The 25643-nt window shown below is 64.5% G+C and carries 21 protein-coding genes, 1 other RNA gene and 1 pseudogene; 13 read left to right on the top strand and 10 right to left on the bottom strand.

The genetic code is table 11. The features are described from left to right. Positions 1-263 (bottom strand): annotated as a pseudogene (locus ACFMO3_RS05655) (hypothetical protein); the annotation flags it as partial. Between the two features lie 307 nt (positions 264-570). Between ACFMO3_RS05655 and ACFMO3_RS05650 the strand changes: the two are divergent. From ACFMO3_RS05650 to ACFMO3_RS05615, 8 genes are all read left to right on the top strand, one after another. Continuing rightward, the gene (locus ACFMO3_RS05650; protein WP_088571520.1) at positions 571-792 is read left to right on the top strand and encodes a cold-shock protein; all 222 of its coding nucleotides are present in this window, start codon (positions 571-573) and stop codon (positions 790-792) included. A gap of 258 nt (positions 793-1050) precedes the next feature. After that, positions 1051-1617, top strand: coding sequence for an SMC-Scp complex subunit ScpB (gene scpB, locus ACFMO3_RS05645; RefSeq protein ID WP_376789460.1), 567 nt, complete (start codon positions 1051-1053; stop codon positions 1615-1617). A 362-nt stretch (positions 1618-1979) separates the two neighbouring features. Then, positions 1980-3125, top strand: coding sequence for a saccharopine dehydrogenase family protein (locus ACFMO3_RS05640; RefSeq protein ID WP_376789459.1), 1146 nt, complete (start codon positions 1980-1982; stop codon positions 3123-3125). A 27-nt stretch (positions 3126-3152) separates the two neighbouring features. Beyond that, a complete protein-coding gene (gntE, locus tag ACFMO3_RS05635) occupies positions 3153-4502 on the top strand; it encodes a guanitoxin biosynthesis PLP-dependent transaminase GntE (protein ID WP_376789458.1) in 1350 nt (449 codons plus the stop codon). A 78-nt stretch (positions 4503-4580) separates the two neighbouring features. After that, complete coding sequence (gene truD / locus ACFMO3_RS05630) at positions 4581-5849, top strand: tRNA pseudouridine(13) synthase TruD (RefSeq protein WP_376789462.1); 1269 nt, start codon at positions 4581-4583, stop codon at positions 5847-5849. A 406-nt stretch (positions 5850-6255) separates the two neighbouring features. Further along, positions 6256-6825, top strand: a complete 570-nt coding sequence (locus tag ACFMO3_RS05625) for a ubiquinol-cytochrome c reductase iron-sulfur subunit (RefSeq protein ID WP_376789457.1) — start codon at positions 6256-6258, stop codon at positions 6823-6825. 70 nt (positions 6826-6895) lie between these two features. Next, positions 6896-8587: a cytochrome bc complex cytochrome b subunit gene (locus ACFMO3_RS05620; RefSeq protein WP_376789456.1), complete on the top strand. Its 1692-nt coding sequence runs from the start codon at positions 6896-6898 to the stop codon at positions 8585-8587. 39 nt (positions 8588-8626) lie between these two features. Next, positions 8627-9511 carry a c-type cytochrome gene (locus tag ACFMO3_RS05615; protein WP_376789455.1) on the top strand — a complete coding sequence of 295 codons (885 nt, stop codon included), beginning with the start codon at positions 8627-8629 and terminating at the stop codon, positions 9509-9511. 66 nt (positions 9512-9577) lie between these two features. Here the strand turns inward: ACFMO3_RS05615 and ACFMO3_RS05610 are convergent, their stop codons facing one another. From ACFMO3_RS05610 to hisS, 9 genes are all read right to left on the bottom strand, one after another. After that, positions 9578-10366: a TIM barrel protein gene (locus tag ACFMO3_RS05610; protein WP_376789454.1), complete on the bottom strand. Its 789-nt coding sequence runs from the start codon at positions 10364-10366 to the stop codon at positions 9578-9580. A gap of 147 nt (positions 10367-10513) precedes the next feature. Next, positions 10514-12346, bottom strand: coding sequence for a glucosyl-3-phosphoglycerate synthase (locus ACFMO3_RS05605; protein WP_376789453.1), 1833 nt, complete (start codon positions 12344-12346; stop codon positions 10514-10516). A gap of 242 nt (positions 12347-12588) precedes the next feature. Further along, positions 12589-13752, bottom strand: a complete 1164-nt coding sequence (locus ACFMO3_RS05600; RefSeq protein WP_376789452.1) for a LexA family protein — start codon at positions 13750-13752, stop codon at positions 12589-12591. Continuing rightward, positions 13703-15067, bottom strand: a complete 1365-nt coding sequence (locus ACFMO3_RS05595; RefSeq protein WP_376789451.1) for a hypothetical protein — start codon at positions 15065-15067, stop codon at positions 13703-13705. Before ACFMO3_RS05595 ends, ACFMO3_RS05600 begins: the two co-directional genes overlap by 50 nt. Positions 15068-15111: 44 nt before the next feature. Beyond that, positions 15112-16212, bottom strand: coding sequence for a hypothetical protein (locus ACFMO3_RS05590; RefSeq protein ID WP_376789450.1), 1101 nt, complete (start codon positions 16210-16212; stop codon positions 15112-15114). Then, positions 16100-19144 carry a hypothetical protein gene (locus ACFMO3_RS05585; RefSeq protein ID WP_376789449.1) on the bottom strand — a complete coding sequence of 1015 codons (3045 nt, stop codon included), beginning with the start codon at positions 19142-19144 and terminating at the stop codon, positions 16100-16102. Before ACFMO3_RS05585 ends, ACFMO3_RS05590 begins: the two co-directional genes overlap by 113 nt. Before the next feature lie 17 nt (positions 19145-19161). Next, the gene (locus tag ACFMO3_RS05580; RefSeq protein WP_376789448.1) at positions 19162-19737 is read right to left on the bottom strand and encodes a VTT domain-containing protein; all 576 of its coding nucleotides are present in this window, start codon (positions 19735-19737) and stop codon (positions 19162-19164) included. Between the two features lie 83 nt (positions 19738-19820). Further along, positions 19821-21140, bottom strand: a complete 1320-nt coding sequence (locus ACFMO3_RS05575; RefSeq protein WP_376789447.1) for a nucleotide sugar dehydrogenase — start codon at positions 21138-21140, stop codon at positions 19821-19823. Further along, positions 21130-22467 carry a histidine--tRNA ligase gene (hisS, locus tag ACFMO3_RS05570; RefSeq protein WP_376789446.1) on the bottom strand — a complete coding sequence of 446 codons (1338 nt, stop codon included), beginning with the start codon at positions 22465-22467 and terminating at the stop codon, positions 21130-21132. The genes ACFMO3_RS05575 and hisS overlap by 11 nt, the downstream gene beginning before the upstream one ends. 280 nt (positions 22468-22747) lie before the next feature. Here hisS and ACFMO3_RS05565 point away from each other — a divergent pair, with 280 nt between their 5' ends. The 5 genes from ACFMO3_RS05565 to gap all read left to right on the top strand — a co-directional run bounded on the left by ACFMO3_RS05565 (position 22748) and on the right by gap (position 25604). Next, positions 22748-22945, top strand: coding sequence for a MoaD/ThiS family protein (locus ACFMO3_RS05565; protein ID WP_376789445.1), 198 nt, complete (start codon positions 22748-22750; stop codon positions 22943-22945). A 63-nt stretch (positions 22946-23008) separates the two neighbouring features. Next, a complete protein-coding gene (locus tag ACFMO3_RS05560; RefSeq protein WP_376789444.1) occupies positions 23009-23593 on the top strand; it encodes a glycerol-3-phosphate acyltransferase in 585 nt (194 codons plus the stop codon). A 14-nt stretch (positions 23594-23607) separates the two neighbouring features. Then, positions 23608-23994 carry a DUF4126 domain-containing protein gene (locus tag ACFMO3_RS05555; protein WP_376789443.1) on the top strand — a complete coding sequence of 129 codons (387 nt, stop codon included), beginning with the start codon at positions 23608-23610 and terminating at the stop codon, positions 23992-23994. 41 nt (positions 23995-24035) lie between these two features. Beyond that, positions 24036-24441, top strand: an RNA gene (gene rnpB / locus ACFMO3_RS05550) — RNase P RNA component class A. Positions 24442-24578: 137 nt separating this feature from the next. Continuing rightward, positions 24579-25604 carry a type I glyceraldehyde-3-phosphate dehydrogenase gene (gene gap, locus ACFMO3_RS05545; RefSeq protein ID WP_376789442.1) on the top strand — a complete coding sequence of 342 codons (1026 nt, stop codon included), beginning with the start codon at positions 24579-24581 and terminating at the stop codon, positions 25602-25604. Positions 25605-25643 lie beyond the last annotated feature (39 nt).

Genomic DNA, 25643 nt, shown 5'->3' with positions numbered 1-25643 from the left:
AGCGCCGGCACACGGGCCCGCCGCAACCACGCCTCCAGGTCCCGGCGTTCCTCCGCCGTGCAGGGCCGAACCGGCCGCTCCGGTACCAGCACGGCGCAGCGCGCCACATCGCGCGGGCGCACCTGCTGCAGCACCGCCTCGGGCTCCCCGTTGGCCTTCGCCGCCAACACCCGCGCCATTTGATCCGCACCTTGCCGGCTCCAGCAGCCCCCGATGCGCTTCATCCGCCGCATCAGCACGTGGCGCCCCGTTCCCTCGATCACCCCCAGCCGCCGCACGCCCCGACCGCGGTCTGGAATGGCTCTTGGTACCATAGCATCGATAAGCCCGGATGGCCAGGGCGCCCACTTGACAAAATCGATATTTCGGTTATGATAGTTTCCGGAACGAGTAACCGGAGCGTGAGGGGGATGTTCTGAAAGTTTGGCCGTCGGGTCAACGCAGGACTCGCCCGACGGCTTTTTTGTTTTAGGCCTGGGCATCCCCTTCGTCCGGTAGGATCGTTCCATCCAAGGGGAATGGAAGTCCGCCCCTTGCGGGCTTCAAAATCTTTTGTGAGGAGTTGGAGCAATGGCTGGTCAGCGTGTCAAGGGCACCGTCCGCTGGTTCAACCGGACGAAGGGGTATGGCTTCATCCGGCCGGACGAAGGGGACCGGGACGTTTTCGTCCACTACACTGCCATCGTCGGCCAGGGGTTCCGTAACCTCGAGGAAGGCGAGCGGGTGGAGTTCACGATCCGCGAAACGCCCAAGGGTCTCCAGGCCGAGCAAGTCGTCCGCCTGTCCGAATAACCACGGTGTCCGCTCTCCCGTGTCAGGCAGAGGGAGCCTCCTGATGGAGGCTCCCTCTGTTTTTGGGGATGGATAACAGCGTCTATCTCGAACCGGATTCGGACGCCGAGCCGCCTGTGGTCCTCGCTCCACAAGAGGGGAGCCGCTCGCTTCGCCGGCAATGAGATAGGGCTTTCCTCGAGATGCGTTATACTGAGGAGAGGTCGGAGCGCAACGCGGTCCCTATACCCCTGTGGCGGATCCGTCGAAGGCGACTCCATGTCCGAAGTCAAGGCGCCGTTCCTGATATCTCTTCTGCCAAACGGTCATCTTCCGCTGGACGCGCGGGTGGAGGCGTTGCTCTTTGTGGCAGAGGAGCCGCCCACCATCGCCCAGCTCGCCCGCGCCCTGGAGGTTCCTCCGGAGGCCATCGAGGAGGCGTTAAACCTCCTCCAGGAGCGCCTCAAGGAGCGAGGGCTCCGGCTGCAGCGCCATCGGGATCAGGTGCAGCTGGTGGCGGCCCCGGAGGCGGCCGAGGATGTGCGGCGCTTCCTGGGCCTCCACAGAGGCCCCCGCCTCTCAACCGCCGCCCTGGAGACGCTGGCTATCATCGCCTATCGGCAACCCATCACCCGGGCGGAGATCGAAGCGATCCGGGGCGTGAACTGTGAGGGAGTGCTGCGGACCTTGCTGGCGAGGGGCCTGATCGAGGAGGTGGGCCGGGCGGAGGGTCCTGGCCGCCCGATCCGATATGGGACCACCATGCTCTTCCTGCAGCATTTCGGGTTGCGCTCCCTGGCCGACCTGCCACCGCTGGACGGAGCCGCGGAGGGGTTCTCGGACTGAACCCCTCGGCTCCCCTCTCCATGAGGGAGGGGTATGGTATAATGAGATCGATGGGCCCCATCCTGAGGGACCAGGATGCAGATGGGTAGTTCCAGGAAATGGTCCTTTCAGATCGCCCGGCGAGATCTCTTCCGGGCTGTGCCGTGGATGCGCCGTTGCCACCTCTGGACCATCTGGGCGACGGCGGATTGCTGACGGCTGTTCCCCTCATGTTGTCGAGCCTCCGGCATTGATGGTTCCCCGGATTCGGCCGGGCAGAGCGGCATGCGGCGGACGTCCGGCATCCTTCCAGCGGGACCCTCTCCGGGAGCCGATCCAGCTATGCAGACACTGGTTCCATTCTTCCCCTTCAGGAGGACGCCATGCGGATACTGGCCCTGGGTGGAGCGGGGGCGGTGGCTCGGGAGGCCACCCGCGATCTGTGTCAGTTCGGCAGCCTCTTCCGCGAGATCGTGATCGCAGATATCGATCTCGAGAAGGCGGAGCGCCTCGCCCGCGAGATCGGCGACCCGCGCCTTCGGGTGATCCCCCTTGACGTCCGAGATGAAGAAGCCCTCGTCCGCCAGATCCGCGGTTTCGATGTGGTAATGAATGGCCTCCCCTTCGCCTACGACGTCCTGGTGACGCAGGCATGCGTGGAGGCCGGGGTCAGTGGGGTGGATCTGGCCTTCGATGAGGCGCAATTCGAGCTGGACGAGCAGGCTCGCTCCAAGGATATGGTGTTTATCCCTGGTGTGGGCGCGACGCCGGGGACCACGAACGTGATGGCCGCCCATGGGGCGCGCCATCTGGACCAGGTGGAAGCGATTGAGATCGCTTTCGCCGCGTTCCGGTGCTTGGCCCCTTCCCCGGGCCTGCTGCGCACCACCCTATGGGAGTTCAACCCAGAGGAGCCAGAACGCGCGATGGTTTACTGGGAAGATGGGGCCTGGCGGCCGGCTCTGCCATTCTCTGGGGAGAAACGGGTCCGCTTTCACGAACAGATCGGGGAGCAAACCGTGTATTACGTGCCCCATGACGAGGCCCGAACCTTGCCCCGCTCGTTTCCCGGCCTCCGCCGGGCGGCGGTTCGGGGGTGTTTCCCGCCCCACGTGATGCAGGCGATGCGCGCCCTCTATGAGATAGGAGCCCTCTCTTCCACCCCAATTCCCGTGGAGGACTGCACATATCCTGCCATTGAGCTGATTGCTCGTCTTCTGCTCGCGCTCCCCGCCTGCCGGTCGAACCCTGTCTGGGCCTATGGGCTCGTGGTGGAAGTCCATGGTCGAAAGGATGGACGTCCGCGCACCGTGAGGTTGCGCAACCGCCATCCCCCCCAGGACGTGTGGGGTGGAGAGGCCGCCTATTACCGGAACATCGGCGTGCCCCTGAGCGTTGCGGCCCAGATGATCGCCCGCGGCGAGATCGCCGCGCGGGGCGTGGTGCCGCCGGAACGGGCGATCCCGCCCGAGCGATTCTTCGAGGAGTTGGCGCGAAGGGGCATTGAGATCTTTGAGGAAGGGGATTAATCCGCAAACCTGTATGAGGAGGCCGCCATGCGCCACTGGCCGAAAACCCGCGAGCGTTTCCGTCATGCCAAAGAGGTGATGCCTTGGGGGGTCACCTCGAATTTCCGCTACTGGGGCGATGATCAGACCATCGTGATCAGCCGCGGCGAAGGTCCCTACATCTATGACCTGGACGGCAATCGCTACATTGATTATCGCCTGGGCTATGGCCCGGTGATCCTAGGCCATGGCCACCCTGGGGTGGTGGAGCGGGTGAGCGAGGCGATCCGCGACGGCGTGATCTTCGCGGCCACCACCGAATGGGAGATTCGCGCGGCGGAGCGGATCATCCGCATGACCGGCGTGGATATGGTGCGCTTCTCGAATTCCGGGACGGAAGCCACCATGCACGCCCTGCGGATTGCCCGGGCTTACACAGGTCGGGAAAAGGTCATCAAGTTCGAGGGACAGTATCACGGCCACCACGATTACCTGCTCTTCTCCACCGCCATGGCTCTCCGGCAGGCGATGGGCAGCCGTCGTCATCCCATTCCCGTGGTGGCCAGCTCGGGCATCCCGCGGGCGATCGCTGATCTGGTCATCACGCTCCCCTTCAACGATTGCGAGGCCGTCGAGCGGACGGTGAGGGCGAAGTGGGGGGATATCGCCGCGATCATCGTGGAGCCCATGCTGGGCAACAGCGCGGCGATCATGCCCCACCCGGAGTTTCTCCCCTTCCTGCGGCGCCTCTGCGATGAATACGGTATCGTCCTCATCTTCGATGAGGTCAAGACCGGTTTCCGCATCGCTCGAGGTGGGGCGCAGGAGTTCTTCGGCGTGCGAGCGGACCTGGTCACTTACGCCAAGGCGATGGGGAACGGCTTTCCCATCGCCGCGATCGGCGGCCGGCGGGAGATCATGATGACTATCGAGCCGGGCGCGGTCGCCCATGCCGGCACATATAACGGGAATGTTGTGGGCACCGCCGCCGCAGATGCTACCCTGGAGATCCTGGAGACGACGGATGCGCTGGAGCGGGCTGCCCAGGCAGGCGAGCGGCTGATGAAAGGGATCAGCGACATCCTCGCCGAAGCGGGCATCCCCCATGCGGTCTCCGGCCATCCGAATATGTTCAGCTTCCTGTTGAATTTCGAAGGAACCCCGCGGGATCACCGGGATACCATGCGTAGCGATATCGAGCTGTATTCCGAGATCGGCCTGGCATGTTATGAGCGCGGTGTGATGTTTGAGGTGGATCCCCGGGAGCCGTGGTTCACATGCGCCGCCCATGCCCCGGAAGTGGTGGACGAGACGCTGAACCGCTTCGCCGACGCCGTGCGCGCGGTCCTCAAGGGCAAGCGCATCGGGCCGGTGGAGGTGACCTCGGTCGGAAAATAAAGCGGGGCTGCTCGATCGGGTCGCGGCCTGATTTCGTTGGGGCACTGCCTCGTCCGGTAGCGGGCCGCTGGCTGCTTCCTGGCTGGCGGGTGGGATTGTTCCCTTGCGGCCCAAAGGCGGAGGAGGAAGGAGCGGTTTGGGCCTCCCGGTGGCGCAATCCCTTCGTCTGCGGAAACAGGTGTGCGCTGGAAAGCCCGCCCCGAAGATTTTCAGGTTGAAGAGCTCGTGGATCTCCCCCTTCGGCCCGGGGGTCCATATGTCCTGTATCGAGTGCGCAAGCAGGGGCGCACCACGCTGGAGGTCCAGGCGGAGCTGGCCGCGCGGCTGGGCGTCCCCCAGCGGGCGGTGATCTTCCCAGCCCTGAAGGATCGGGAGGCTGTCGCGGTTCAGATGGCCACCGTGCGGGGCCGGGGGCCCAATCGGGTTCAAGGCCGCGGCTTTGAGGCGGTTCGGATCGGTGAGACGGATCGCCCGCTGGGCCCCCGGGATCTGCGGGGGAACCGGTTTGTGGTGCGGCTCCGGGAGCTGGAAGGGCGCGAGATCGAGCAGCTGCCGGTGGCAGTGGCTGCCCTGGCGATCCGTGGTTTTCCCAATTATTTCGATGATCAACGCTTCGGATCGTGGAGCCCGGAGGCGGGCTTTATCGGCCGCCCGCTCCTCCTGGGCCAGGCGGAGGAGGTCCTCCAGATCTATCTGACGGTGCCGATGGTGGGCGATCCGCCAGGGGTGCGGGCTTTCAAAGCCGAAGCCCGGGCCTGGTGGGGGAACTGGGCGGCGATGCAGGAGCGAGCGCCCCGCCCGTCCAATTATCGAAGCGTGCTCACCTTTCTCAAGGATCATCCGACGGACTGGCGGGGCGCAGTGCGACGCATCCCTGCGCGCCTCCGGGCCTTATGGGTGGATGCCTATCGGGCCTGGATCTGGAACATGGCGCTCCGGTGGGCATGGATATCGCTCCCCCATTTTGAGGTGGGGATCCGGGGAGAACGATTCCCGGTGCTCCTGGAACCGCCCTCGGCTATCGAAGCAACCGTGGAGTTGCCCCATCGGCAGGCCCGATATGAATCTCCATGGTCCGAGGCGATGGCCGCGGCGCTGGCGGAGGAAGGGCTAACCCTCTCTCATTTCCGGAAGGGAACGCTGCTGGAGGATGCGCCTCCGCCGACCCGACGGCCCGCCTGGTGCCGGCCGCGGGTTCTCTACCTTCAGGATCTCCAACCGGAGAGGCGCGAAGCCACCCTGGTTTTTGAGTTGCCTCCTGGAAGTTACGGAACGTTGCTGTTGAAAGCGCTGGCCGCATGGATCCAGAGCGCCGAGGGCGGCATCCTTCGCCCCTCGGGTTCATAACGGGAACCCCATGCGGGCGTTCCCCCGTACCCCGTTGGACCACCCGCAAGAGCACCATGGGGTCCCCGAAAGGGAATCCGAGGGAGGCCAGACCACGCCAGCGTGGCCCCTCACCCGTCCTAATTGGAGCTCAATTGCGGATTTTCGTCAGCGGTGATTGACGCCCTGGCAGGCCTTATGTTATAGTTAGCACGAGTCGGTTGGAGGAGCGTTCTGCAGGAGGATGGGGCGATTGGGGCTAGCCTGTTTGACCCTCAATTTGCCGGTGCGGCCGTCGCTGGTTCTGCATACGGCAAGCCGGAGGGCCCCGCGGAATTGGGTGATGGTCCGAGGGGGGCGCCATCTCGGAGGGTCGAGCGCTGGGGCCATCCCGATTGATGAGCTGGAACGATCATAGGAGGGAGAGATGGCGGAGGCACAGGCGATTCCGACAGCGGCAGTGCCGGGCATCACCCGGCGGGAGTTTCTCACCTACGTCTGGGCGGCCTCCATGGCCCTCTTCATGGCGGAGCTGGGCGGTTTAAGCGTGCTCTTCGCTCTTCCCCGCTTCAAGGTGGGGGAGTTCGGCGGGATCTTCCCCTTCGGGCGGGCTGGGGATGTGCTGCCCAAGGTCGGTGAGGGCCCGAAGGAATTCCCGGAGGCCAAGATCTGGCTGGTCCATACGGAGAAAGGGATCTTAGCCATCTATAAAGTGTGCACCCATCTGGGTTGCCTTTACAAGTGGGTCCCCAGCAACTTCCGCTTCGAGTGCCCGTGCCATGGCTCCAAGTTCCAGTTGGACGGGACCTACATTGAGGGGCCGGCCCCACGGAACCTGGATCGCTTTGTGATTTATCTGAAGGATGCCAGCGGGCGCGTTGTGGCCCAAACGGATCCCCAGGGTGATCCGTTGCCGGTTCCCGATCCGAACCTGATCATCGAGGTGGACACCGGGCGGAAGATCCTGGGCAAGCCGGCGGAGAGGAAGCAGGCTTAGGGCCTTTTCTGGGCCCTGATGGTTTCTTTGCCCTTCAGGCGATCTTCCGGAGCGGCGAGGAGGAGATCCGATGGCATTGCGGTGGCCCGAACCGATTCCCACCCTGCAGAAAGAGGTTCAGCAATACGGATGGCGCCGGGTGATCTTTATGCACCTGGACGAGCTGGTCACCCGGGTGACCGCGGGCATCCCGCTCACCGAGGTGCGCAACATCATCCGGGGCGAGCCTCCGCCCCGCCCTAACCCACGGGTGAAGCCCCATACGGAGGGCTTTATCCTCCATATCAAGCCTTCGTTCTATCATGAAGCGGTGACCCGGCTCTACCCTACCTTCCGGCTGGGGCTGTTGAGTTTTTACCTTTTCTTGATCGAGACCATCACTGGCATCTTTCTGATGATCTTCTACACGCCCTCACCCCTGGTGGCCTACGAAAACATGCTCCGGATTCTGAACAATGTCCCTTTCGGCCAGCTGATTCGGGATGTTCACCGGCTGGGGGCGGAGGCGATGGTGGTGGCGGTGATGCTACACATGCTGCGCACGTTTTTCACCGCCTCCTATAAGCGCCCCCGCCAGTTCACCTGGGCTACCGGGGTGATCCTGCTGGTCTTCACTCTCTTCCTCTCATTCAGCGGATACCTGCTGCCGTGGGATCAGCTGTCCTACTGGGCGGTGACCATTGGGACGAGCATGGCCGAAGCCACGCCGCCGCCGGCGCTGGGGCGGATCGTCAACTTGATCCTGCGCGGGGCGCCCGACATCGGCGCGGCCGGTCTGTTGCGGTTCTATCTGCTCCATGTAATCTTCCTGCCCCTGTTGCTGTTCTTTGTCTTCTTTGTGCACTACTACAAGGTGGTGCGCCATGGCCTCTCGTTGCCGCCAGAGATGGAGGCGGTGGGCGATGACACGGCCCGTAAGGTCCCGCCGGAGAAGCGGGTGCCCTATATCCCGGACATCGCCATCCAGGAGGCGCTGTGGGGGATCGCCCTTATCGCCTTCCTGGTCATTGGAGCTGCCTTCTTCTATGATGCGCCCCTGGAGCAGCACGCCGATCCGTTGAACACGCCGCTGCACACCACTGCACCCTGGTATTTCCTCTGGCTCCAGGGATTGCTGAAAGATCCCTTCCTGCTGGCGCTGGATCGCCTGGGTCTGCCCCGTCCACCTTCCACGATTTATAACAGCAAGACGTTCATGGGCGTGATCCTGCCCGGGTTGATCTTGCTTTTCCTGCTGATCATGCCCTATCTGGACTTTAACATCAGCCGGCGCTATTCCCATCGACGCAAGGCCCTGGTGGCCGGCCTGGTTGGGGTGGCCGCATGGACGCTGCTCACCTATATGGGCACGCCGGCCTTCGCGGTCACCTCCTCGGCGGATGTGGAGGTGCTCCAGGAGTTCATGCCTCTGAATCCGGACCCGCTGTACGGCGAGGGTCGAGTGCGCACCATTCCCTATGAGCAGTTGATTCCCGGGACCTATGACACCCGCAATCTTCAGCTGCCGGCAGATGCGCCGAAGCTGGCCCGGGTGCTGGAGGAGTTGAAGCGCCGCATCGAGACCGATCCGCACCTGCCTCAGGGCTATGCCGTCGTGCGCATCAGTGAGGCCCAGCCCGGTTTGAAGCGGTTCGAGATCACCATCCGCTGGGCCCGGATGAAGAACGGCCAGCCCGTTCTGGATCCTGAAGGGAAACCAGTTATGGAAGAGTCCAAGCGGGCGATCTATCTCCATCGGGATGGCGGCTACGGTGGGGAGTGAGCCAGGGTAGAGCGCAGCCGACCTAAGCGGAGGGGATCGATGTTCGATTTAGCGACTCGACGGATCATCGGCGCGACGATCCTGACGCTGGCTACAGTGATCACCATTGGCATGGTCTGGCTCACGGAGGAGCAGCGCATGGCCCGTTTCGAGGCCATGCATAAGGCGAAGGCGATCGAGAACGGGGCGTTGCTTTATGAGCAGTATTGCAGTACCTGTCACGGCCCAGATGGAGAAGGGGTCCCGGGGAAAGGGCCCGATCTGAACCCCGGCGTGTTCCAGCATTATGAAGCGCTCAAACAGAACCAGAACTATGCCAACTCCCTACGTAACTTCATCAAGCTGACCATCGCTGCCGGGCGTCCGATCCGCAGCACCTATCGAGCGAATGAGACCTACGCGGAAGCGATGCCTACCTGGTCCCAGGATTTCGGCGGGCCCTTGCGGCCGGATCAGATCGATAGCCTGGTGGAGTTCATCCTGAACTGGCAGGCAGCTGGGCCGGCGCCCACCCCCACGCCCGCTTTCGAAGCCGTGGGGACAGATCTCACAAAGCCGCTGCCGCCAGGAGATCCCAAGCGGGGCGAGGCCCTGTGGAATCAGGAGGTCAAGCTGGCCAGCGGCGTAGCCGCTTCCTGTAAGGCGTGCCACAGTCTGAAGCCGGGCGAGGTTCTGGTCGGCCCCTCCTTAGCGGGGATCGCCACCCGGGCTGCAGAGCGGATCCGGGCGCCGGATTACAAGGGCCAGGCGAAGACACCCGAGGAATATATCCGCGAGTCCATCCAGCAGCCGAATGCCTATATCGTGGAGCCGGATAAATACGCTGCCGCCCCCGGTGTCTCCAAGATGCCGGCCACCCTGGGCAATCAGATGTCTGCCCAGGATTTGGCGGATCTGATAGCGTTCCTGATGACGCTCAAATAACCATGGGTCGCCCGGCACGCGTTCTACAGAGCGAGGGGGGCCGTAAAGCTGCCCCCCTCATTCTTTTCATCCCCTTCCGGCGAGAAGGCGCCGATATGTCCCCTGCAGCCGCAGCGCATCCTCCTCCAGGTTCGGGCTCTCGCAGAGAACCCGCCCCCGGGCGCCCGTATCGATCAGCGCCTGCAACAATTCCTCATAGCGGAGATCGGCCTCTTGAAGGTTCAGATGGTGACGCTCCCCTTTCCGAGTGTAGGCGATGCCGGAGACGTGGATGTGGAGCTCCTGGAGGCCACGGGGGCCTAATCCGGCTGCCACCCGGCGCAGCGCATCCATAAATTCCTCATAGGAATTGAAGGATCCATCCCCCGCCCGCGCATGCAGGTGAGCGAAATCGATGCAGGGAAGCACCCCCGGGATATCCCGGGAGAGCTGGATCACTTCATCCAGAGTGCCGAAGAGGGCGGATTTCCCCATGGTCTCAGGACGCAGGATGACCTCCACACCCTCTTCGCGGAGCTCCTCTACGATCTCCTGCAGGCGCCGGCGCACCGTCTCATAAGCCCGCTCCGGCCGTGCGCCCTGATACGCGCCGGGATGGAACACGATGTCTCGGGCGCCGGCCTGATAGCCTGCCCGGGCCGCGGCCATCAGGCGCTCCCGACTCGCTCGATAGCCGGCCCGGTCCTGGGCGTTGAGGTTGATGAAATACGGGGCGTGGACGCTGAGGGCGATCCCCAGGGCCTCTGCTGTCTCCCGGATCTGACGGCAAGTTGCCTCCGAGACCCGCACGCTGCGCACCCAGGCCAGCTCCAGAGCCTCCAGACCCAGCTCGTGGATGCGCTGAAGTCCCCCCACGGTGCCTCCTGGCCGTGGTGGGGTTGACAGCGGGCTGCCCACGGTCCCAAAGCGCAACCCGTTTTCCATATGCCGGTCCTCCCCCGAGCAGTGGGTTTTCACCCAGCGGCGAAGCCGCGTGGGGAGAATGCCCCGATGGGGCAGGGCTCAAGGGGAAACGATCGCCCGCTCCGCCTTCCGGAATTTCTCCCGATAGGCCGGGATGGTGATCATCGGCGGTCGCTCGGCGTCCCCGATTTCCTCCACCTCCAGATAGTATCGGCCCGGCTCGTGGCGGATCAGCTTCATGGAGCGGTTGACCTCCTCCAGCAGCTGGATCTTGTGCCGATCTTCCAGGCGGCGGATCACCACCTGGATGATAGCGAAGGACATCTTGGACAGGGCCTCCAGATCCTGATTGCGATGGATCCGCTCCTGGAGATCCACCTGGGCGATGGACCAGAGGCCAAAGCGCTCCAGGATGTCGATGAGCAGGCCGATCTCCACGCCGTAGCCGGTGAAAAACGGCACCTGCTCCAACACTTCCCGCCGGCCCGCGTATTCTCCGGAGAGAGGCTGGATCAGGCCGGAAAGCTCAGGGAAGAACAGGTTGATCAGCGGTCGCGCCACCAGTTCCGTCACCCGCCCTCCGCCTCCGGCCTGCAGCTTCTCACCGATCCGGATGGGCCGCCGGTAGAAGCCCTTCACCAGGCCGATACGGGGCGAGCGCAGGAGTGGGCCGATCAACCCATAGATGAAGCGGGGATGGTAATTGGTGATGTCGGTGTCTGTCCAGACGATGATATCCCCCTTTAAGAGATACAGGCTCTTCCACAATGCCTCCCCCTTCCCGCGGTAGGATCCCACCTCGGGGAGGACTTCGGGATGGGTGTAGACCGGGAACCCCATCGCCCGGGCGATCTCCCGAGTGCGATCGGTCGAGGCGCTATCGATCACCACGATTTCATCTAGGAGGGGATAGCGCTCCATCATGGTCTCCCGGGCGATGGCGAGGATCGAACTGATGGTCGCTTCCTCGTTGAGGGTAGGCAGTCCTAAGCTGATGGTCACCCCCTGGGTCCGTTTCAGGGCCACCAGCTCATGGAGGTCGCTAAACTCCTCCGCATCGAAGGTGTTCTCTGCGAACCACTTGTCGACCAGAACGGAGATGGGAAGCTGGGCTGGCGCTCCCCGTGGACGGGGTTGCCCGGGGAGGAAGGCTCGAGCAGCTTTCACCAGGATCAGCGGCTTCGATGCCGCTTCCGCCAGGGCTCGGGCCAGAGGGCCTAGGGGCTGGGGTCCGCCGCCCCCTGGCCGGGTGGAGGCGCCCATCACGATCCCATCGTGGTGCGGAAGCGCCTCCAGAACGGCCTGGGCGACCTCGCCGTGGGCGACCATCTGCCGGGCGATGCGGGGGAACTGCCGGGCGAGCGGGCGGAACGCCGCAGCGATCCGTCGGGCTTCCGAGGCCGCGTGGAGCAGGGTCACCTGGCCATCCCATGCTTCGGCCAGGGTGAGGGCTACTTCCAGGGCCAGCTGGGTGTAGGGGCCGCCCCGCACCGGCAGCAGGATCCGCCGCCAGGGGGTCTCGATCGAGCCCCGGGCCAGCAGAAGGTCGCAAGGCGCTTCCTGAAGCACCCGGGAGAGAGGGACCCCCAGCATCCATCCCTCCGGATTTCCATCCCAGGGAAGGAGCATGAGAGAAACACGGTTCGATTGCAGGAAGTGCAATACCTCCTCCCATGGCACGTAGGAGACGCGAATGCGCGGGCGGACGCGAAGGGGGAGTTCCGGATGGGCTGCCGCGAGGGCCATCAGGCGCTGGCGGAGCGCCCGCGCCGCTGCTGTGCCGTGGCTGAGGGAAACATCAGAAGGGAGGGGAACCAGGCCCAGCAATAGGATTTCCCCGCTCCCCTGGGAAAGCAGCGCTCGGGCCAGGGGGAGCAATGTCGCAGCGGCCTCCACTTCTTCCACCGGGATCAGAATCGAATCAAAGGGCATCCCCTTCCCCCGTTCTGAACAGATCCCAAGACGATCTGAACGGCGCTTTGATCTTCCTCGCCTCCAGAAGTCACGCGGTTGGGCTCCACCCTGAGGCTTTGCGGAAGGGGTTATCATGTCTCCCTGAACGGGAGCCCAACAACGTAAGTCCTGCTGCGATTCCGGACGGTGCACGGGGGATCTCTTCTCCAGCGGCACTGTTATCTTAGCATATATCAGGCTTCCGAAGCACGGTGCTCCCTTCACGAGGGGATCGGCTTCAGGATCGCGAGGACCGGGTGCAGCTCGTGGAGGCCGGGCTCCAGCAGGATTTCCTCAAAATCGGGGTTCTCCGGGCATAACCACCACCGGTTGTCCCGACGGGTTAACCGCTTGATCAAAAAGGCCTGGTGCGTCTCGATCTGATACCGCTCCACGAGCACTGCCAGTACCAGCCGCCCGAGTAGCGAAATCCAGAACGAGGGATCCCGTGCTTCCATGCCCGGAACACGTTGTGCTAGGATCAGGTCCCCGGATCCGATACCGGCCTCCCGCATGCTATCGCCCTCCACGCGGAGCACCAGGATCTGATCCGGGCGAACGCGGACGATGGGCTCCATGTCCTTTTCCACATAGAGTTGATAAATTCGACCGCCAACCTCCAGCATTTCGATCAGGACATCGGCTTCGTCCGACGGGTGCGCGGTTGTCTGCGAGTCCAGAAACTGCAGATCGCCAGCCCGGGGATGGGTGTCTGGCAGCAAGGTGAACGAGACTAGGAAGAGCTTCGCCGGGCGGAGCGGCCCCGCGAGGGCCGGGATCCTTTCTTCCGGGGAGCTGGATGGAGTGAGCTCGGGCGCAGACCGCCGCATCCCCGGAGCCCCCGCCGTCTCCTCCGGGGGGAGGCGAGGGGAATCTGCCAGGATCTTCCGGATGAGTTGTCGGGCCTGCCGGATCGCGTCGTGCAGTTCCGCATGGGGCCTCCCCTGGAGCGTGGCCGCGCGGCTGAGATCCTCCAGGATGCGCTCCGCGCGCTGGGCCATTTCCAAAGCCCATGCCGGATCGTGGGGCCGAAGCCATCGAGCCCCGAGCAAGGCGATTAGGGCCTCGGGAAGCGCCATTCCGTGAAGGCGAAGGGCGCGGCCGTATGCGCTGAGCTGCCGCTGGGCCGCAGGCGGCGAAAACCACGGCTCCTCCCGATCCAGCGCCATCTGAATCATCTGAGCGCCCAGGCGGCATCGGAAAGCTTCCCCCGGCCGGATGGAGTCCTCCGCAGGGATGGAGATCAATAGCTGGCACAGGCGGCGGAGCTCCCCTCGATCCGGCGAGGTCTCGCTCAGCAGATCGCTCAGGCGCCTCAGGCCCGGATGGGGGTCCTCATTCAAGGCCCGGATCAGTTGGGAAAGGAGGCGGAGATCCTCGAGCATCGCTTCCTCCTTCGGGAGAGGGACGCTGCATCATACGCCGGAGATGATGGACGAGCTCGAGCAAATCGGTGGGCGTCAGCAACTCGGAATCGGGATGCGACCAGTGCCGCATCAGCTCCACCAGACGCAGCAGCAGCCGTTGTAGCCCCCGCTGGGGGTCCTCCAGGGGCCGTTCCTGCTGGACCACTGCGACAATCGCCTCGAGGAGCTCGCGCTGTCCCATGGTGCGGGCCAGCTCCCGCTGGCGCACCTGTTCTCGCATCGCGCGGGACCGTAGATGCACCGCCCATCCCCTCCATGGCACCCGCCAGTGCTCCAGCCAGGCCTCCCGGATCATCGGCTCCGTCTCGGGCCAGGGGACGGGCGGGTCGAAGGCGAAATGCAGGATCTCGACTTCCCAGTTGTGGTCGCGGATCCATTGTTCGAGTTCTGCTCGAATCTCCTGGCGGATTTCCTCCCAGCGCGCCGGGATCGGAGCATCTTCAGGCGGACGTTCGGGAATCCCCCAAGGCTCCGGGGTTTGCATATCCGGGGAGGACTCCCCAAGGACACGCGGCCCATGGGAAGGAGACGCATGCAGAGCCGCCAGGTAAGGGGACCACAGTTCATCGAACCAGAGCTTCCCCAGGCGGCGGGCCAGCAGGACGCGGGCCTCGTCGGCCAGCTCCCCCGCCCAATCGATACCGTAGCCTTTCCCCCGGGATCCCGTATCCAACTGATAGGCCATGCGGATCAAGCGGGCCTCATTCCCTGGCTCGTTCGGTTGCCAGTGCAACCGGCAGCTCAAATACAGCGTGCTCCGAACCGGCAAGCCATCGCGGGTCCAAGCGTTCACCTGCCGCCGGCGGGATTGAGGCCGGAGATCCAGGACCAGGGCAGGGCGTTCGAAGCGACGGAGAGGCCGTCGGCCGGGACCGATGAGGCGGGCGAAGCTGCCGCCCCGTTCCAGCAGGACCAGGTTGCTCTCGTGCACGATCAGCGTCCCCGGTCCGCCCACGCGAACCAGGACGGAACCCTGGGTGGCGGGCGTCAGATCCCCGTTTCGCACCTCGCCGATTGGAAGTTCCGATTCCGAAAGGAACAGCGAGCGGAGGATCCATTCGATGGCATGGCCCCGGGCGATCCGATACATCCGCTCCATGAAAGCGGCGGCCTGGATCGTAAAGAAGGCGAGCAGCGCTGCCTCCATGAGCAGCCCCAGGAATAATCCCAGACTGAGCTCGCGAATCGAGGGGGAGGCGCGCCATACCACAAAGAACGCCGATGGCAGGAGGCAGCAGAAGATGCTGATCATCAGAAGCAGCGCAGCTTGCATTGGCGAGCCAATCATCCTCTGGGCTTCGGACCGCGCATGGCCTCTCATGAGGCATCTGACTCCTTGCCGCGCAGATAATCCCATAGTTGCTTTAATTCCTCTGGAAGCGCTAAGCCGCTCTGTCGGATGGTGGCGTCCAGGGTCTCCAGGAAGTGCAGGAGGATCACATCAGGCGGGACCTCTGGATACGCGGCGAGCACCTCGTTGATCGCCTGCAGCATCTCCATCTGGGAGGCATGGCGAGCGCGGGCGTATTCCATGAGCATCTCTGATTCCGCCAGGCTGATCCACCGGGCCAGGCGGGCAGCCCACTGGCTGCGCCAGACCTCCACCCGCTGGCGCAGCGCCTCCTCCGGCACCTTTTTCAGAGTGACCCGCAGGCGATTCAGTCGAATGCCCATTCGGATCAGATCTTGATGAAGGGTCGCCCGTATCCTCTCGGCCAGTCGGGCCAGCGGCGTGGCGGGTGGCCTCCCTTCATGACCTTGCTGATCAAAGAGGAAGAGCTGATCAAATAGCCAGTTCCCTATCCGAATCGCCAGCTCTCTGCGCGCCATTTCATGGGGAAGCTCAAACCACTGGAGGAGGCGATCCTCATCGACACGAGCGGCTCGCAATGCCTGGGTGATGGCCCACCGGATCGAATTCGGAGGATGGAAATACGGAGAGCGTCGGGACAATTCATGGGGGATTCTCTGAGCCAGGAAGGAGACAGCGGTGCGAAGCTCCAGATCCAAGGGGATCCCATCCTGCGTGCGGATCTGAAGGGGGGAGGCGTCGGCTCGAGGAAACACCTGGGGGCGAAGGTCTACGAAGGCGGCTACCTGTTCCCTCTTGCTGAGCCAGGCCAGGCCAGGCCCCGCGATCCGGGTCAGCTGCCCCTCGCGTTCGATCGCCAGGGCGCTCCGGGCATCCAGGAGCCAGAGCCCGGGCCCAGCTCGGGGTTCAGAGGGATTCCGCGGCTGGCCGGCATCCACAGCGCCCAGGGTTTGTAATCTCCCGAAGAGAAAATACGTGAACGCTCGGCGCAGATCACCCAGTTCGCCTTCGGTCGTGGGGGCCAGGAGGGGATAGAAAAGCTGGAATAGGAGGAAGCCATACAGCGCCATCAGCGCCAGCCAGAACCCGACGATCGGAACGGGCACCTTCAGGAGCCACTGCCATCCCAGCAGGCTCAGCCCGAAGGCGGCGATCAGCCCGAGCCATGACCCAGCCCGCCATCTTCTCGCGGATCGCATCGGTGCAACCCCCTGATCCCGGGAGGCCAGGGAACCCGCTCTCGATCCATTTTTTATATTTTCTATTATCTTCTATTATTGTAGCGCAACGAATGATCGGCCCGACGGGGCTGGTGGGCGCCAGATCGCTTCCGGTTCGGAGGATCCGCGGGGGCTCCCGGGCCTCCCTCCCAGGCGGCTTTCTGCGCCCCGCCCGGCGCCATCCCCAGGCCCCCAGCCCGATCAGCAGACTGATGGCGGTCGTTGCGATTCCCAGCGGCCATGATCCCGGTCGGTATTCCCAGCGGACCCGATGAACGCCCGCTGGGATCTGGATCGCCTGAAACAACCCGTTGGCCGGATGGATGGGAGCCTTCTGTCCATCGACCCACGCTCGCCATCCCCGATCTCGGGATTCCAGCAGCACCAGCCATCCTGCTTGCTCAAAACGGACCTCCGCTTCACGGATCTCTGGCATAAAGCGGATCCATCGCACTTCTACCTTGCATGGGCGGGGCGCCGCATCCTCTTGACCCGCTTCCTTTTCGATCACCACCATCTGGGACGGATCGAAGGCGGGATCGGTCAGGCGAGCCATGGCCTCCGCTTCGCTCTGGGCGAACACGGCGGCGCACACGCCGTAAAGGCGAGGCGGGCTTTTCCGGAACTCGTAGATCTTGACATCCCCGGCATAGCGCAGCGCGAAGGATCCGCCGGGGCTCAGGACCAGCGCCTGAAACGCGCCGGTCCGGCCATCCACCAGGGCACCGCCTTCCACCTGCCATCCGCCCTGCGCGCAGCTTCCAGGATCCGGATGCAGGATCAGATGGCGGATCCTGCGAGGCTCCGCCCAGCGGACGACAGCGGGTCGTCCGGCTTCCCCCGTTTCCACCGGAAGCGAGAGGATATCCCCTTCGATCGTCTGGAGCTCCGCGATCCCCAGGGGGGTTCGGGGCGGGAACGGCGAGGAGATCCGCAGGCGCAGCTCGGTGGCCTCAAAGGGAGGGAAGGGCCCCGCCTCGATGGGCTCCGGCGAGCAGGCATCCGTCACGACGCTACGATCGTAAAACACGCCCTCGATCCACTCATCGCGCAAGCGATCCATGATGATCCAGCGGACCCCCAGGATCTGCAGCCAGCGGGGATCCGGAAGGGCGGGCAGTGTCTCCCATAGCCGCCCGTCCATCAACAGGCGATCGGCGGGGACGAAGCGGCGGACCAGCTCGATGTAGCGCCGTAACGGGAGCACCCCGCCATCGTAGCCATCCACCGTCGGCAGGCCATAGGCCATCGGGAGGTTGGCGACCAGGGCTTCTTTGTATTTCGTGGCGATCAGGAACTCTTCAAAGCCCTCGGATGAGAGCCGGCCCTGGAAGATGCTCCGCCATTCCCCGAGATCCCCTGGATCAAAACGAAGATCCACTACGCTCAGGATTCGCCCGGCCCATGGTCCTTCCTGGGTCAGGAGATCCCGCAACACCACCGCCGGGAGGCGGGGATCGAGCCATGCCTCGGGGGCGGTCAGGCGGTTTATGGGAAGTCCCCACGCTGCTCCGATGAGCTCGGCGGCCCAGAGCCCAAGCCAGAATCCCCGGGGGAGCGGCTTCGCCAGAAGGAACCCGGCCAAGAGAAGGCCCAATCCGAGCGCCATCCGGGAGGGATCCGCTGGCCCCAGGGGGCCGGTCATTCCGGGCGGGCGGATGGGTGCGGCCGCGAGGGCAAGGCCCATCAGCGCAAGAACGCCCAGAGCCCAGAGGGCGAGCCGTTGGCGAGGGAGCCCCGCGAACCCCCGATCGAAGCCAGCGCCGATCCCCAGGGCGGCCCCGAAGGCCCAGAGGGCCAGCCACCGAGCCGGGACCCGAAAGGCGCGCAGGGGAGGGAGGAGCCCGGTGAGGAGCACGTAAAGCGGGTTGTAAGCGCCCAAGGCGAAGAGCCATCCCACCCCGGCCATCATCTCCCAGCGTCCCCAGCTCGGCCGGCCGATCCCTGCGGTCATGGCCAGCAGCCCCAGGACGCCCACGTAGGCGGTGAACTCCGTGAAGGCGGGGGCCTCCCGTCCGGGGAGCAACGACCGGCCGAGGAGCGCGGGCGACAAGGAGAACGAGAGGGCCTCATTCAGGGGAAGGCCGCCTGCCCGGATGGAAGCCTGGGCGAGCTGGAGGCTGGGGAGCCACTGGATCGCGCTCAGGCCCACCGCGAGCGCTCCGCCCAGCGCCCCGGTTCTCCACGCCTGGATCCATCCCGACAGAGTGGAGCGCTCTCCGGGGGAGGGCGCGAAGAAGATCAGGAGGGCTACCCAGGAGAGCATGACCGTCTGGGCGTGGCCGCAGAGGATCTGCATCGCTCCCGCCAGCCCCACGCCGGCCGGCCGGCCTGCCGCCCACGCCCATGCCATCCATGGCAGCCAGGCCAGAGCTTGGAACTGATTGATGTGCTCTGCCTGGGCTAGGAAGTATCCCCCCAAGGCATAGGCCACCGCCGCCGCGACGGCCCCGGCGATCCGGTTGCTCAACCTCCGGGCCAGCCCGAACATCCCCCAGGCGGCCCAGAGGGTGTGGAAAAGGATAGAGATCTTCCAGGCGAGGGGAACGGGAAGCCATGAGAGGGCTCGATTGAGCGGATAGAAGAAGCCGACCTGCGGATTGGCCAGGAATGGAACACCGGCGAAGAGATCCGGGTTCCACAGGGGGAGGCGGCCCTCGCGGGTTGCCCGGGCGGCCACTTCCCAGTAGGGGTAGAAATACAGGGCCACGTCCCCCCGCATCAGGATCCCGGGGGTGAGGATCAGGGGGGCCATGGCCAGCAAGACGAAGACAGCAGGCAGCCCCCAGACCATCAGATTGGAGATCCTCCGATTCATCCAAGATCCTCGATGGATCATTCGCCGAACCACCGTTGCAGCATCTCGATCCCGTAGAAGCCTGCCCAGGCGGCGATCAGGTTCTTGAGGATCTTTCCAGCTGCGCAGGGGAGGAAAAAGAAAAGCAACGGCATGCGGGTGGAGCCGGCCACGATTCCGGCGACATCGAAGAGGGGATTGGGCACGAGGGCGAGGATGAAGATCACAGCGGGACCGTAGCGGCGCATCCAACGGGCGATCTGCTCATAATGAGGCAGCTCCTCCGCGAGGGTCTGGCCGCCGTAGCCGGCGAGGTAGCCGCTGAGCTCTCCCACGGCCTGGCCCAGCCCAGCCACCACGCCCACGATCCACGGGTTGAACATCCCCCCAGCCAGGGTGGTCACGGCCAGGCCGGGGAGGGGGAGGATCAGTGTGGCATTGGTCAGGGCGCTGATCAGGAAGATGGCCGGGTAGCCGAAGCGTGCCCACTCCTGAAAACGATCCCGATTGTGCAGAGTGAACCAGACCGCGGCGATCAGGATGATCAGCACGGCGATGCGCGCTGCCCATAAACGGCCCCTGGAAACCGTTGTGGTGGTGCGAGGTGCCTCCACGGATCTTATTCCTCCGGTAACAACCGATCGGTCATTGGGAGCTGGAGAGGATGACAGCGAAGCGGGGAATGCCGGCCAGCCTTTCATTCGGGCATTGGGGCACCCAGGCGGACGATCTGGGCGGAGCCGTGGGGGATCCCCGCCGTGGCATTACAGGTATCCACCACCAGCCGCGCCGTCCGCAGCACCCGCTCGTAATCCACGGTCCGATGGCCGGTCACGATGACCACTACATCGGCCCATTGCAGTTGCCCTTCCTCGAGGGGCACAGATATCATCTCCCTCTCCTCCCGCCAGAACACATTTCCTCCCACTCGGAACCGGGGCACATATGGATCGTGATAAGCGACTTCCGCCCCCCGCGCCAGCAACAGCTCCACGATGCGCTCTGCCGGGCTATTGCGCGCATCATCCACCTCCCGCTTGAAAGCCACCCCCAGCACCAGCACCCGCGCTCCCCGCAATCCTCGCCCCCCGTACCGGTCCAGTGCCTCCTCCACCTTACGCACCACGTGGAAGGGCATCGCCTGGTTCACTTCCGCTGCCAGCTCGATGAACTTCGTGTAAAAGTCATACTCCCGCGCCTTCCACGACAGATAATAGGGATCCACGGGGATGCAGTGCCCTCCCACTCCTGGCCCGGGATAGAAGGCCATAAAGCCGAAGGGCTTCGTCTTCGCTGCCTCGATCACCTCCCAGATGTCGATCCCCATCCGCTCGCACAGCAGCGCCAGCTCGTTAACCAGGGCGATGTTCACGCTCCGGAAGATGTTTTCCAGCAGCTTGCTCATCTCGGCCACCCGCGGTGATGACACCGGGTGAACCGGCGCCCCCAGCCGCCGGAGCAGCGCTGCCGCCCGCGCCGTGCTCCGGTGCGTTACGCCCCCCACTACCTTCGGCGTGCTCCGCACGGTCCACTCCCGGTTCCCCGGATCGATGCGCTCCGGAGAGAAGGCCAGGTCGAAATCCTCCCCTGCCCGCAGCCCGCTCCGCTCCAGGATAGGCCGCACCACCTCCTCCGTGGTCCCTGGATACGTTGTGCTCTGCAGGATCACCAGCTGCCCCCGCTGCAGATAGGGCACGATCCCTTCCGCCGCTGCCCTTACGTAAGAAAGATCCGGCGCCCGCATCGCGTCATAAGGCGTGGGCACGCAGATGAACATCGCCTCCACGGATCGGAGCGCGCCGTAATCTGTAGTCGCCTGGAACCGTCCAGCCCTCCGAACCGCGTAGAGCGCCTCCGAAGGGACATCCCGAATCGGGCTGTGCCCGGCCATCAGGAGGGTCACCTTCTCCCCGTCCACATCCACCCCCACCACCTCGCAGCCCACCTCGGCGAAGGCCACCGCCAGCGGCAGCCCCACATATCCCAACCCGATCACCCCGATCCGATCATCCGCCATAGCCACCTCCTTCCAGGGCCTCTCGGATCCATTGTGCCGCCTCCTTGGGGGGCAGGCTTCGCTGCTCCCCGTTCCGCATGTCCCGAACGGTGACCACGCCCTGAGCTTCCTCGTCCGGCCCGAGGATGGCGACGAAAGGGATGCCTTTCTGGTGGGCATAGCGTAGCTGGGCCTCCAGACGGCGGGGTTCGAAATAGAACATCGTGCGAAGCCCTGCCTGTCGGAAGCTCCGGGCGAGGGCGATGGAAGCGCCCATGCGGGGCTCATCGAACACGGTCACCAGCACCTGGATCGGCGTGCGGGGCAAACCCGGCGGGGCCATCCCCAGCTCCTGGAGCACATCGATAATCCGTTCGATCCCGAAGCTGGTCCCGGTCATCGGGACGCTCTGTTTGGCGAACAGGCCGACCAGGCCATCGTAACGGCCGCCGCCGGTGATGGAGCCGATCTTCGGCTCGGTGACCACGGTCTCGAAGATGGGGCCGGTGTAATATTCCAGGCCCCGCACCATGGTGAAGGAGATCCGATAGCGCTCCGGGGCCACGCCCATCTCATCCAGGAACTGCAACAATGTCTGGAGCTCCCGGATTCCCTCCAGACCCTCCGGGATCTCCGCTGCCTGCATCCGATGGGCCAGCTCCTCCAGTAGCTCGGTATTCTCCCCTTCAATGCGCAACAGCTCCAGCATCCGATCGATAACCTCCTCTGGGATCCCGTAGCGGCGCATCTCCTCCCGGACGCCTTCCAGGCCGAGGCGGTCGAATTTATCGATGGCTCGATATAGGCTTCCCAGCAACGGTTCCGGGACCCCCGAGTAGCGGCCGAGGCCGGCCAGCAGCTTGCGGTGGTTGAGCAGGATGACAAAGTTCCGGAAGCCCAGGCGGGTGAGGGCCTCGTCGATCAGAGCGATAATCTCCGCGTCGGCGGCCATGGAGGATGTGCCCACGATGTCAGCGTCGCACTGGTAGAACTCACGGTAACGTCCTTTCTGCGGCCGTTCCGCCCGCCAGACCGGGGCGATCTGATACCGCTTGAAGGGGCGGGGGAGGCTCGGATACATGGCCACCACCCGGGCGAGGGGGACGGAGAGATCATAGCGCAGACTGAGCTCCTCCTTTCCCTCCCGGTGGCGGGCATCATAGATCAGCTTCTCAGCGTCCGGCCCGTATTTGCCCATCAGGGTTTCCCGCAGCTCCAGCGCCGGCGTCTGGAGCGGCTCGAAGCCATAGGCTTCGAAAATCTCCTCAAAGGTGCGGATCACATACCGGCGTAACATCATCTGCTCGGGAAGGATATCCCGCATCCCGCGGGGCAAACGTGGCTCCATCGTCCACCTCTCCACCGGGATTCCTGAACCGGTCATCTCCCCTATCATAACTCAGGTCGCCATCGGGCGATGATCCCACGGGTGATCCCGCTGTGTGCCTATGATGGCGTTCCAGATCCAGAGGAATATGGAGGGTCTCCGGGCTATAATGAACATTGGGATTGAACGAAGCGCCTTTAGGAGACCGAAGGGGTTGTCCTCTTGCGCCGATGGGAAATCGGCCTTTCGAGGCGCTGACGCGGAAGGCCTTTTGGCCGGCGGAGGCCTATAAGGAGGTCGAATGGTTCGCCTGATCTATCGCAACCAGGTCTTTGAGGTGCCGGCCGGCTTGACGGTCCGGGAGGCCATGAAACAGGTGGGCCTGAACCCGGAGATCACGCTGGCCGTGCGGGAGGGGAAGCTGCTCCATGAAAACACCGTCCTGCAGGATGGCGATGAGATCAAGCTGATCGCGGTGATTTCCGGGGGTGGGATCTGAGCGAGCCTTCATCAGCCTGGAAGGGCCCCGATCCATCCCGTTCGCTCTCCTCAGGAGGGCACCATGCTGACGGTCTTATTCATCGCTTATTGGCTGGGATCGATTCCGACCGCCTATCTGGTGGCTCGGCAGGTGGCCGGGCTGGATATTCGGACGGTGGGGGATGGGAATCCCGGGGCGCGTAACGTATGGCTGCACCTGGGCTGGCGCTGGGGGGTGATCGTGGCGATCCTGGATATGCTCAAGGGTTACGCCGCGGTGCGCTGGGCCCAGGCGTTGGGTTTGGCGGAGCCCTATGCGTTCCTGGCCGGTATGGCGGCTGTGCTGGGCCATGACACTTCCCCTTTTCTCCGTTTCCACGGCGGCCAGGGGATGGCTACCACCCTCGGGGTGCTGCTCGCCCTGATGCCCTGGGAGACCCTGTTGGCCATCACGGTGTTCCTGCTGGCCTACCGTCTGACCCATCGTTGGGATGAAAGCCTTTTCGTGGGGATGATCTGGCTGCCGCTGCTGCCGCTGCTCCTGGGGCGCGATCTCCGCTATGCCCTTTACCCGGTTGCCCTATTGCCCACCGTGGGCATCAAGAAGGGGATCGATCAGCTCCGGCGCTCCGGGGGCGTTCTACGGATGCTCCGTCTGCGCCGCTGAGCGGGGGACCATTTATGGAAGCCGCTTATGCCCTCCTGTCGGCCTTCGGGCTGGCGACGGCCGCCGGCCTCAACGCCCATATCCCGTTGCTGGTCGTGGCACTGTTGGCCCGTTTCACCGACGGGATCCGGCTCGCGCCCCCTTACGATGCATTGACCCATCCGGCGATCCTCGGCCTGCTGGCGGCCCTGGCCCTCGTCGAGTTCCTGGCTGATCAGATCCCGGCGGTGGACGCCGCCAACGATGTTCTGCAAACCTTCGTCCGTCCGGTGGCAGGGGCCATCCGATTCGCCGCGCAGACGGGAACAATTCGCGATCTCCATCCCATCCTGGCGCTGGCCGGAGATCGAGGCCTTGGGGAGGATTCTGGAGGCCCTTCACGGGCCGCCGGCGGGCCATAGGGCGACCGCCGGGAACTCTGGTAAAATAGAGATGGGCTGCGCCAGAAGGCCGGGCGGTCGCGGGTCGGGGAAACCCGGCCTGAGGAAAGTCCGGGCTCCAGCGGGGCAGGGTGCCGGGTAACACCCGGACGGGGCAACCCGTGGACAGGGCCACAGAAAACAGACCGCCGATCCGCCCGGGGTTTTCCCCGGGGCCATGGAGGCAAGGGTGAAAAGGTGGGGTAAGAGCCCACCGGCCGGGCGGCAACGCTCCGGCGCATGGCAACCCCCACCCGGAGCAAGGCCAAGCAGCGGGCGCGGCGCCCTTGAAGGCGCCGGGGCTGCCCCGCGCCCAATGCCCGCGGGTAGGCCGCTTGAGGCGGCGGGCAACCGCCGTCCCAGAGAGATGACCGCCACCCCGCGGATCCCCGCGGGGGACAGAACCCGGCTTACAGGCCCTCTGGCGCGGCCTCTGAGGTTTCCTTTCCTGTCCCTCGCCACGCCCACTTCCTCTGAAACCCATGCCTCCCTCAGCCCCGTTCGGGCGGGATTCGGGGTATACTTCCCAAAAAGCGCACCCCCAAATCGCTTCGGAGGGAAGTCCGATGGCAGTCAAAGTGGGGATCAACGGATTCGGTCGGATCGGGCGCCAAGTCTTCCGCGCCATCCGCGAGAAATATCGCGACCGTCTCGAGGTAGTCGCCGTAAACGATATCACCGATGCCCCCACCCTGGCGCACCTGCTGAAGTATGACTCCAACTACGGGCGCTATCCGGAGCCCGTCGCCGCCCGGGATTCCTGCCTCATCGTCGGTGAGGATGAGATCCGCGTCTTCGCTGAAAAGGATCCCGCCAGCCTCCCTTGGAAGGACCTGGGCGTGCAAATCGTCATCGAGTCCACGGGCCTATTCACCGACGGCCGCAAGGCCGCCGTGCACCGCACCTCCGGCGGCGCCCAGAAGGTGATCATCACCGCCCCCGCTTCCCCTTCGGACAGCGTAGACCTCACGGTGGTGCTGGGGGTGAACGATCATCGCTATGATCCTGCCCAGCATCATATTGTCTCCAATGCCTCCTGCACCACCAACTGCCTGGCGCCGGTGGTGAAGGTCCTCCACGATGCCTTCGGGGTAAAGCGGGGATTGATGGTCACCATCCACGCTTACACCAACGACCAGCGCATTCTGGATCTGCCCCACAAGGATTTGCGGCGGGCGCGGGCGGCGGCCCTCAACATCATCCCCACCACCACCGGCGCGGCCCGGGCCATCGGCCTGGTGATCCCCGAGCTGAAGGGGAAGCTCGATGGCTACGCCCTGCGCGTCCCGATCTCCACGGTCTCCGTGATCGATCTCACGGCGGAGGTGAGCCGGCCGGTGACCCGGGAGGAGGTGAACGCGGCCTTCCGCGCGGCTGCCGAGGGCGCCCTTCGCGGGATCCTGGATTACACCGAGGAGCCCCTGGTTTCGATTGACTTCAAGGGCGATCCGCACTCGGCGATCGTGGATGGGCTCTCCACCATGGTCATCGACGGCAATTTCGTGAAGGTGGTGGCCTGGTATGACAATGAGTGGGGCTATTCTGTGCGGGTGGCCGATCTCGCTGCGAAGATGGCGGAGTCCCTCTCCTGAGATCCCACCAGCGGGGATGGGAGAGCCCTCCCATCCCCG

It is taken from the genome of Thermoflexus sp. (genome assembly GCF_042408815.1).
Classification (GTDB): Bacteria; Chloroflexota; Anaerolineae; order Thermoflexales; family Thermoflexaceae; genus Thermoflexus.
The sequence above is the reverse complement of the archived record's forward strand: the minus strand, read 5'-3'. Positions and strand labels throughout refer to the sequence as shown.

Excerpts from the sequence above, each read along its gene's own strand:
- ACFMO3_RS05565 (WP_376789445.1), top strand. The coding sequence starts at position 22,748 with ATGGTTCGCCTGATCTATCGCAACCAGGTCTTTGAGGTGCCGGCCGGC.
- ACFMO3_RS05620 (WP_376789456.1), top strand. The coding sequence starts at position 6,896 with ATGGCATTGCGGTGGCCCGAACCGATTCCCACCCTGCAGAAAGAGGTT.
- ACFMO3_RS05615 (WP_376789455.1), top strand. The coding sequence starts at position 8,627 with ATGTTCGATTTAGCGACTCGACGGATCATCGGCGCGACGATCCTGACG.
- ACFMO3_RS05600 (WP_376789452.1), bottom strand. The coding sequence starts at position 13,752 with ATGCTCGAGGATCTCCGCCTCCTTTCCCAACTGATCCGGGCCTTGAAT.
- ACFMO3_RS05575 (WP_376789447.1), bottom strand. The coding sequence starts at position 21,140 with ATGGCGGATGATCGGATCGGGGTGATCGGGTTGGGATATGTGGGGCTG.
- ACFMO3_RS05585 (WP_376789449.1), bottom strand. The coding sequence starts at position 19,144 with ATGAATCGGAGGATCTCCAATCTGATGGTCTGGGGGCTGCCTGCTGTC.
- gntE (WP_376789458.1), top strand. The coding sequence starts at position 3,153 with ATGCGCCACTGGCCGAAAACCCGCGAGCGTTTCCGTCATGCCAAAGAG.
- gap (WP_376789442.1), top strand. The coding sequence starts at position 24,579 with ATGGCAGTCAAAGTGGGGATCAACGGATTCGGTCGGATCGGGCGCCAA.
- ACFMO3_RS05625 (WP_376789457.1), top strand. The coding sequence starts at position 6,256 with ATGGCGGAGGCACAGGCGATTCCGACAGCGGCAGTGCCGGGCATCACC.
- ACFMO3_RS05555 (WP_376789443.1), top strand. The coding sequence starts at position 23,608 with ATGGAAGCCGCTTATGCCCTCCTGTCGGCCTTCGGGCTGGCGACGGCC.
- ACFMO3_RS05605 (WP_376789453.1), bottom strand. The coding sequence starts at position 12,346 with ATGCCCTTTGATTCGATTCTGATCCCGGTGGAAGAAGTGGAGGCCGCT.
- ACFMO3_RS05560 (WP_376789444.1), top strand. The coding sequence starts at position 23,009 with ATGCTGACGGTCTTATTCATCGCTTATTGGCTGGGATCGATTCCGACC.
- hisS (WP_376789446.1), bottom strand. The coding sequence starts at position 22,467 with ATGGAGCCACGTTTGCCCCGCGGGATGCGGGATATCCTTCCCGAGCAG.
- ACFMO3_RS05595 (WP_376789451.1), bottom strand. The coding sequence starts at position 15,067 with ATGCAAGCTGCGCTGCTTCTGATGATCAGCATCTTCTGCTGCCTCCTG.
- ACFMO3_RS05640 (WP_376789459.1), top strand. The coding sequence starts at position 1,980 with ATGCGGATACTGGCCCTGGGTGGAGCGGGGGCGGTGGCTCGGGAGGCC.
- scpB (WP_376789460.1), top strand. The coding sequence starts at position 1,051 with ATGTCCGAAGTCAAGGCGCCGTTCCTGATATCTCTTCTGCCAAACGGT.
- ACFMO3_RS05650 (WP_088571520.1), top strand. The coding sequence starts at position 571 with ATGGCTGGTCAGCGTGTCAAGGGCACCGTCCGCTGGTTCAACCGGACG.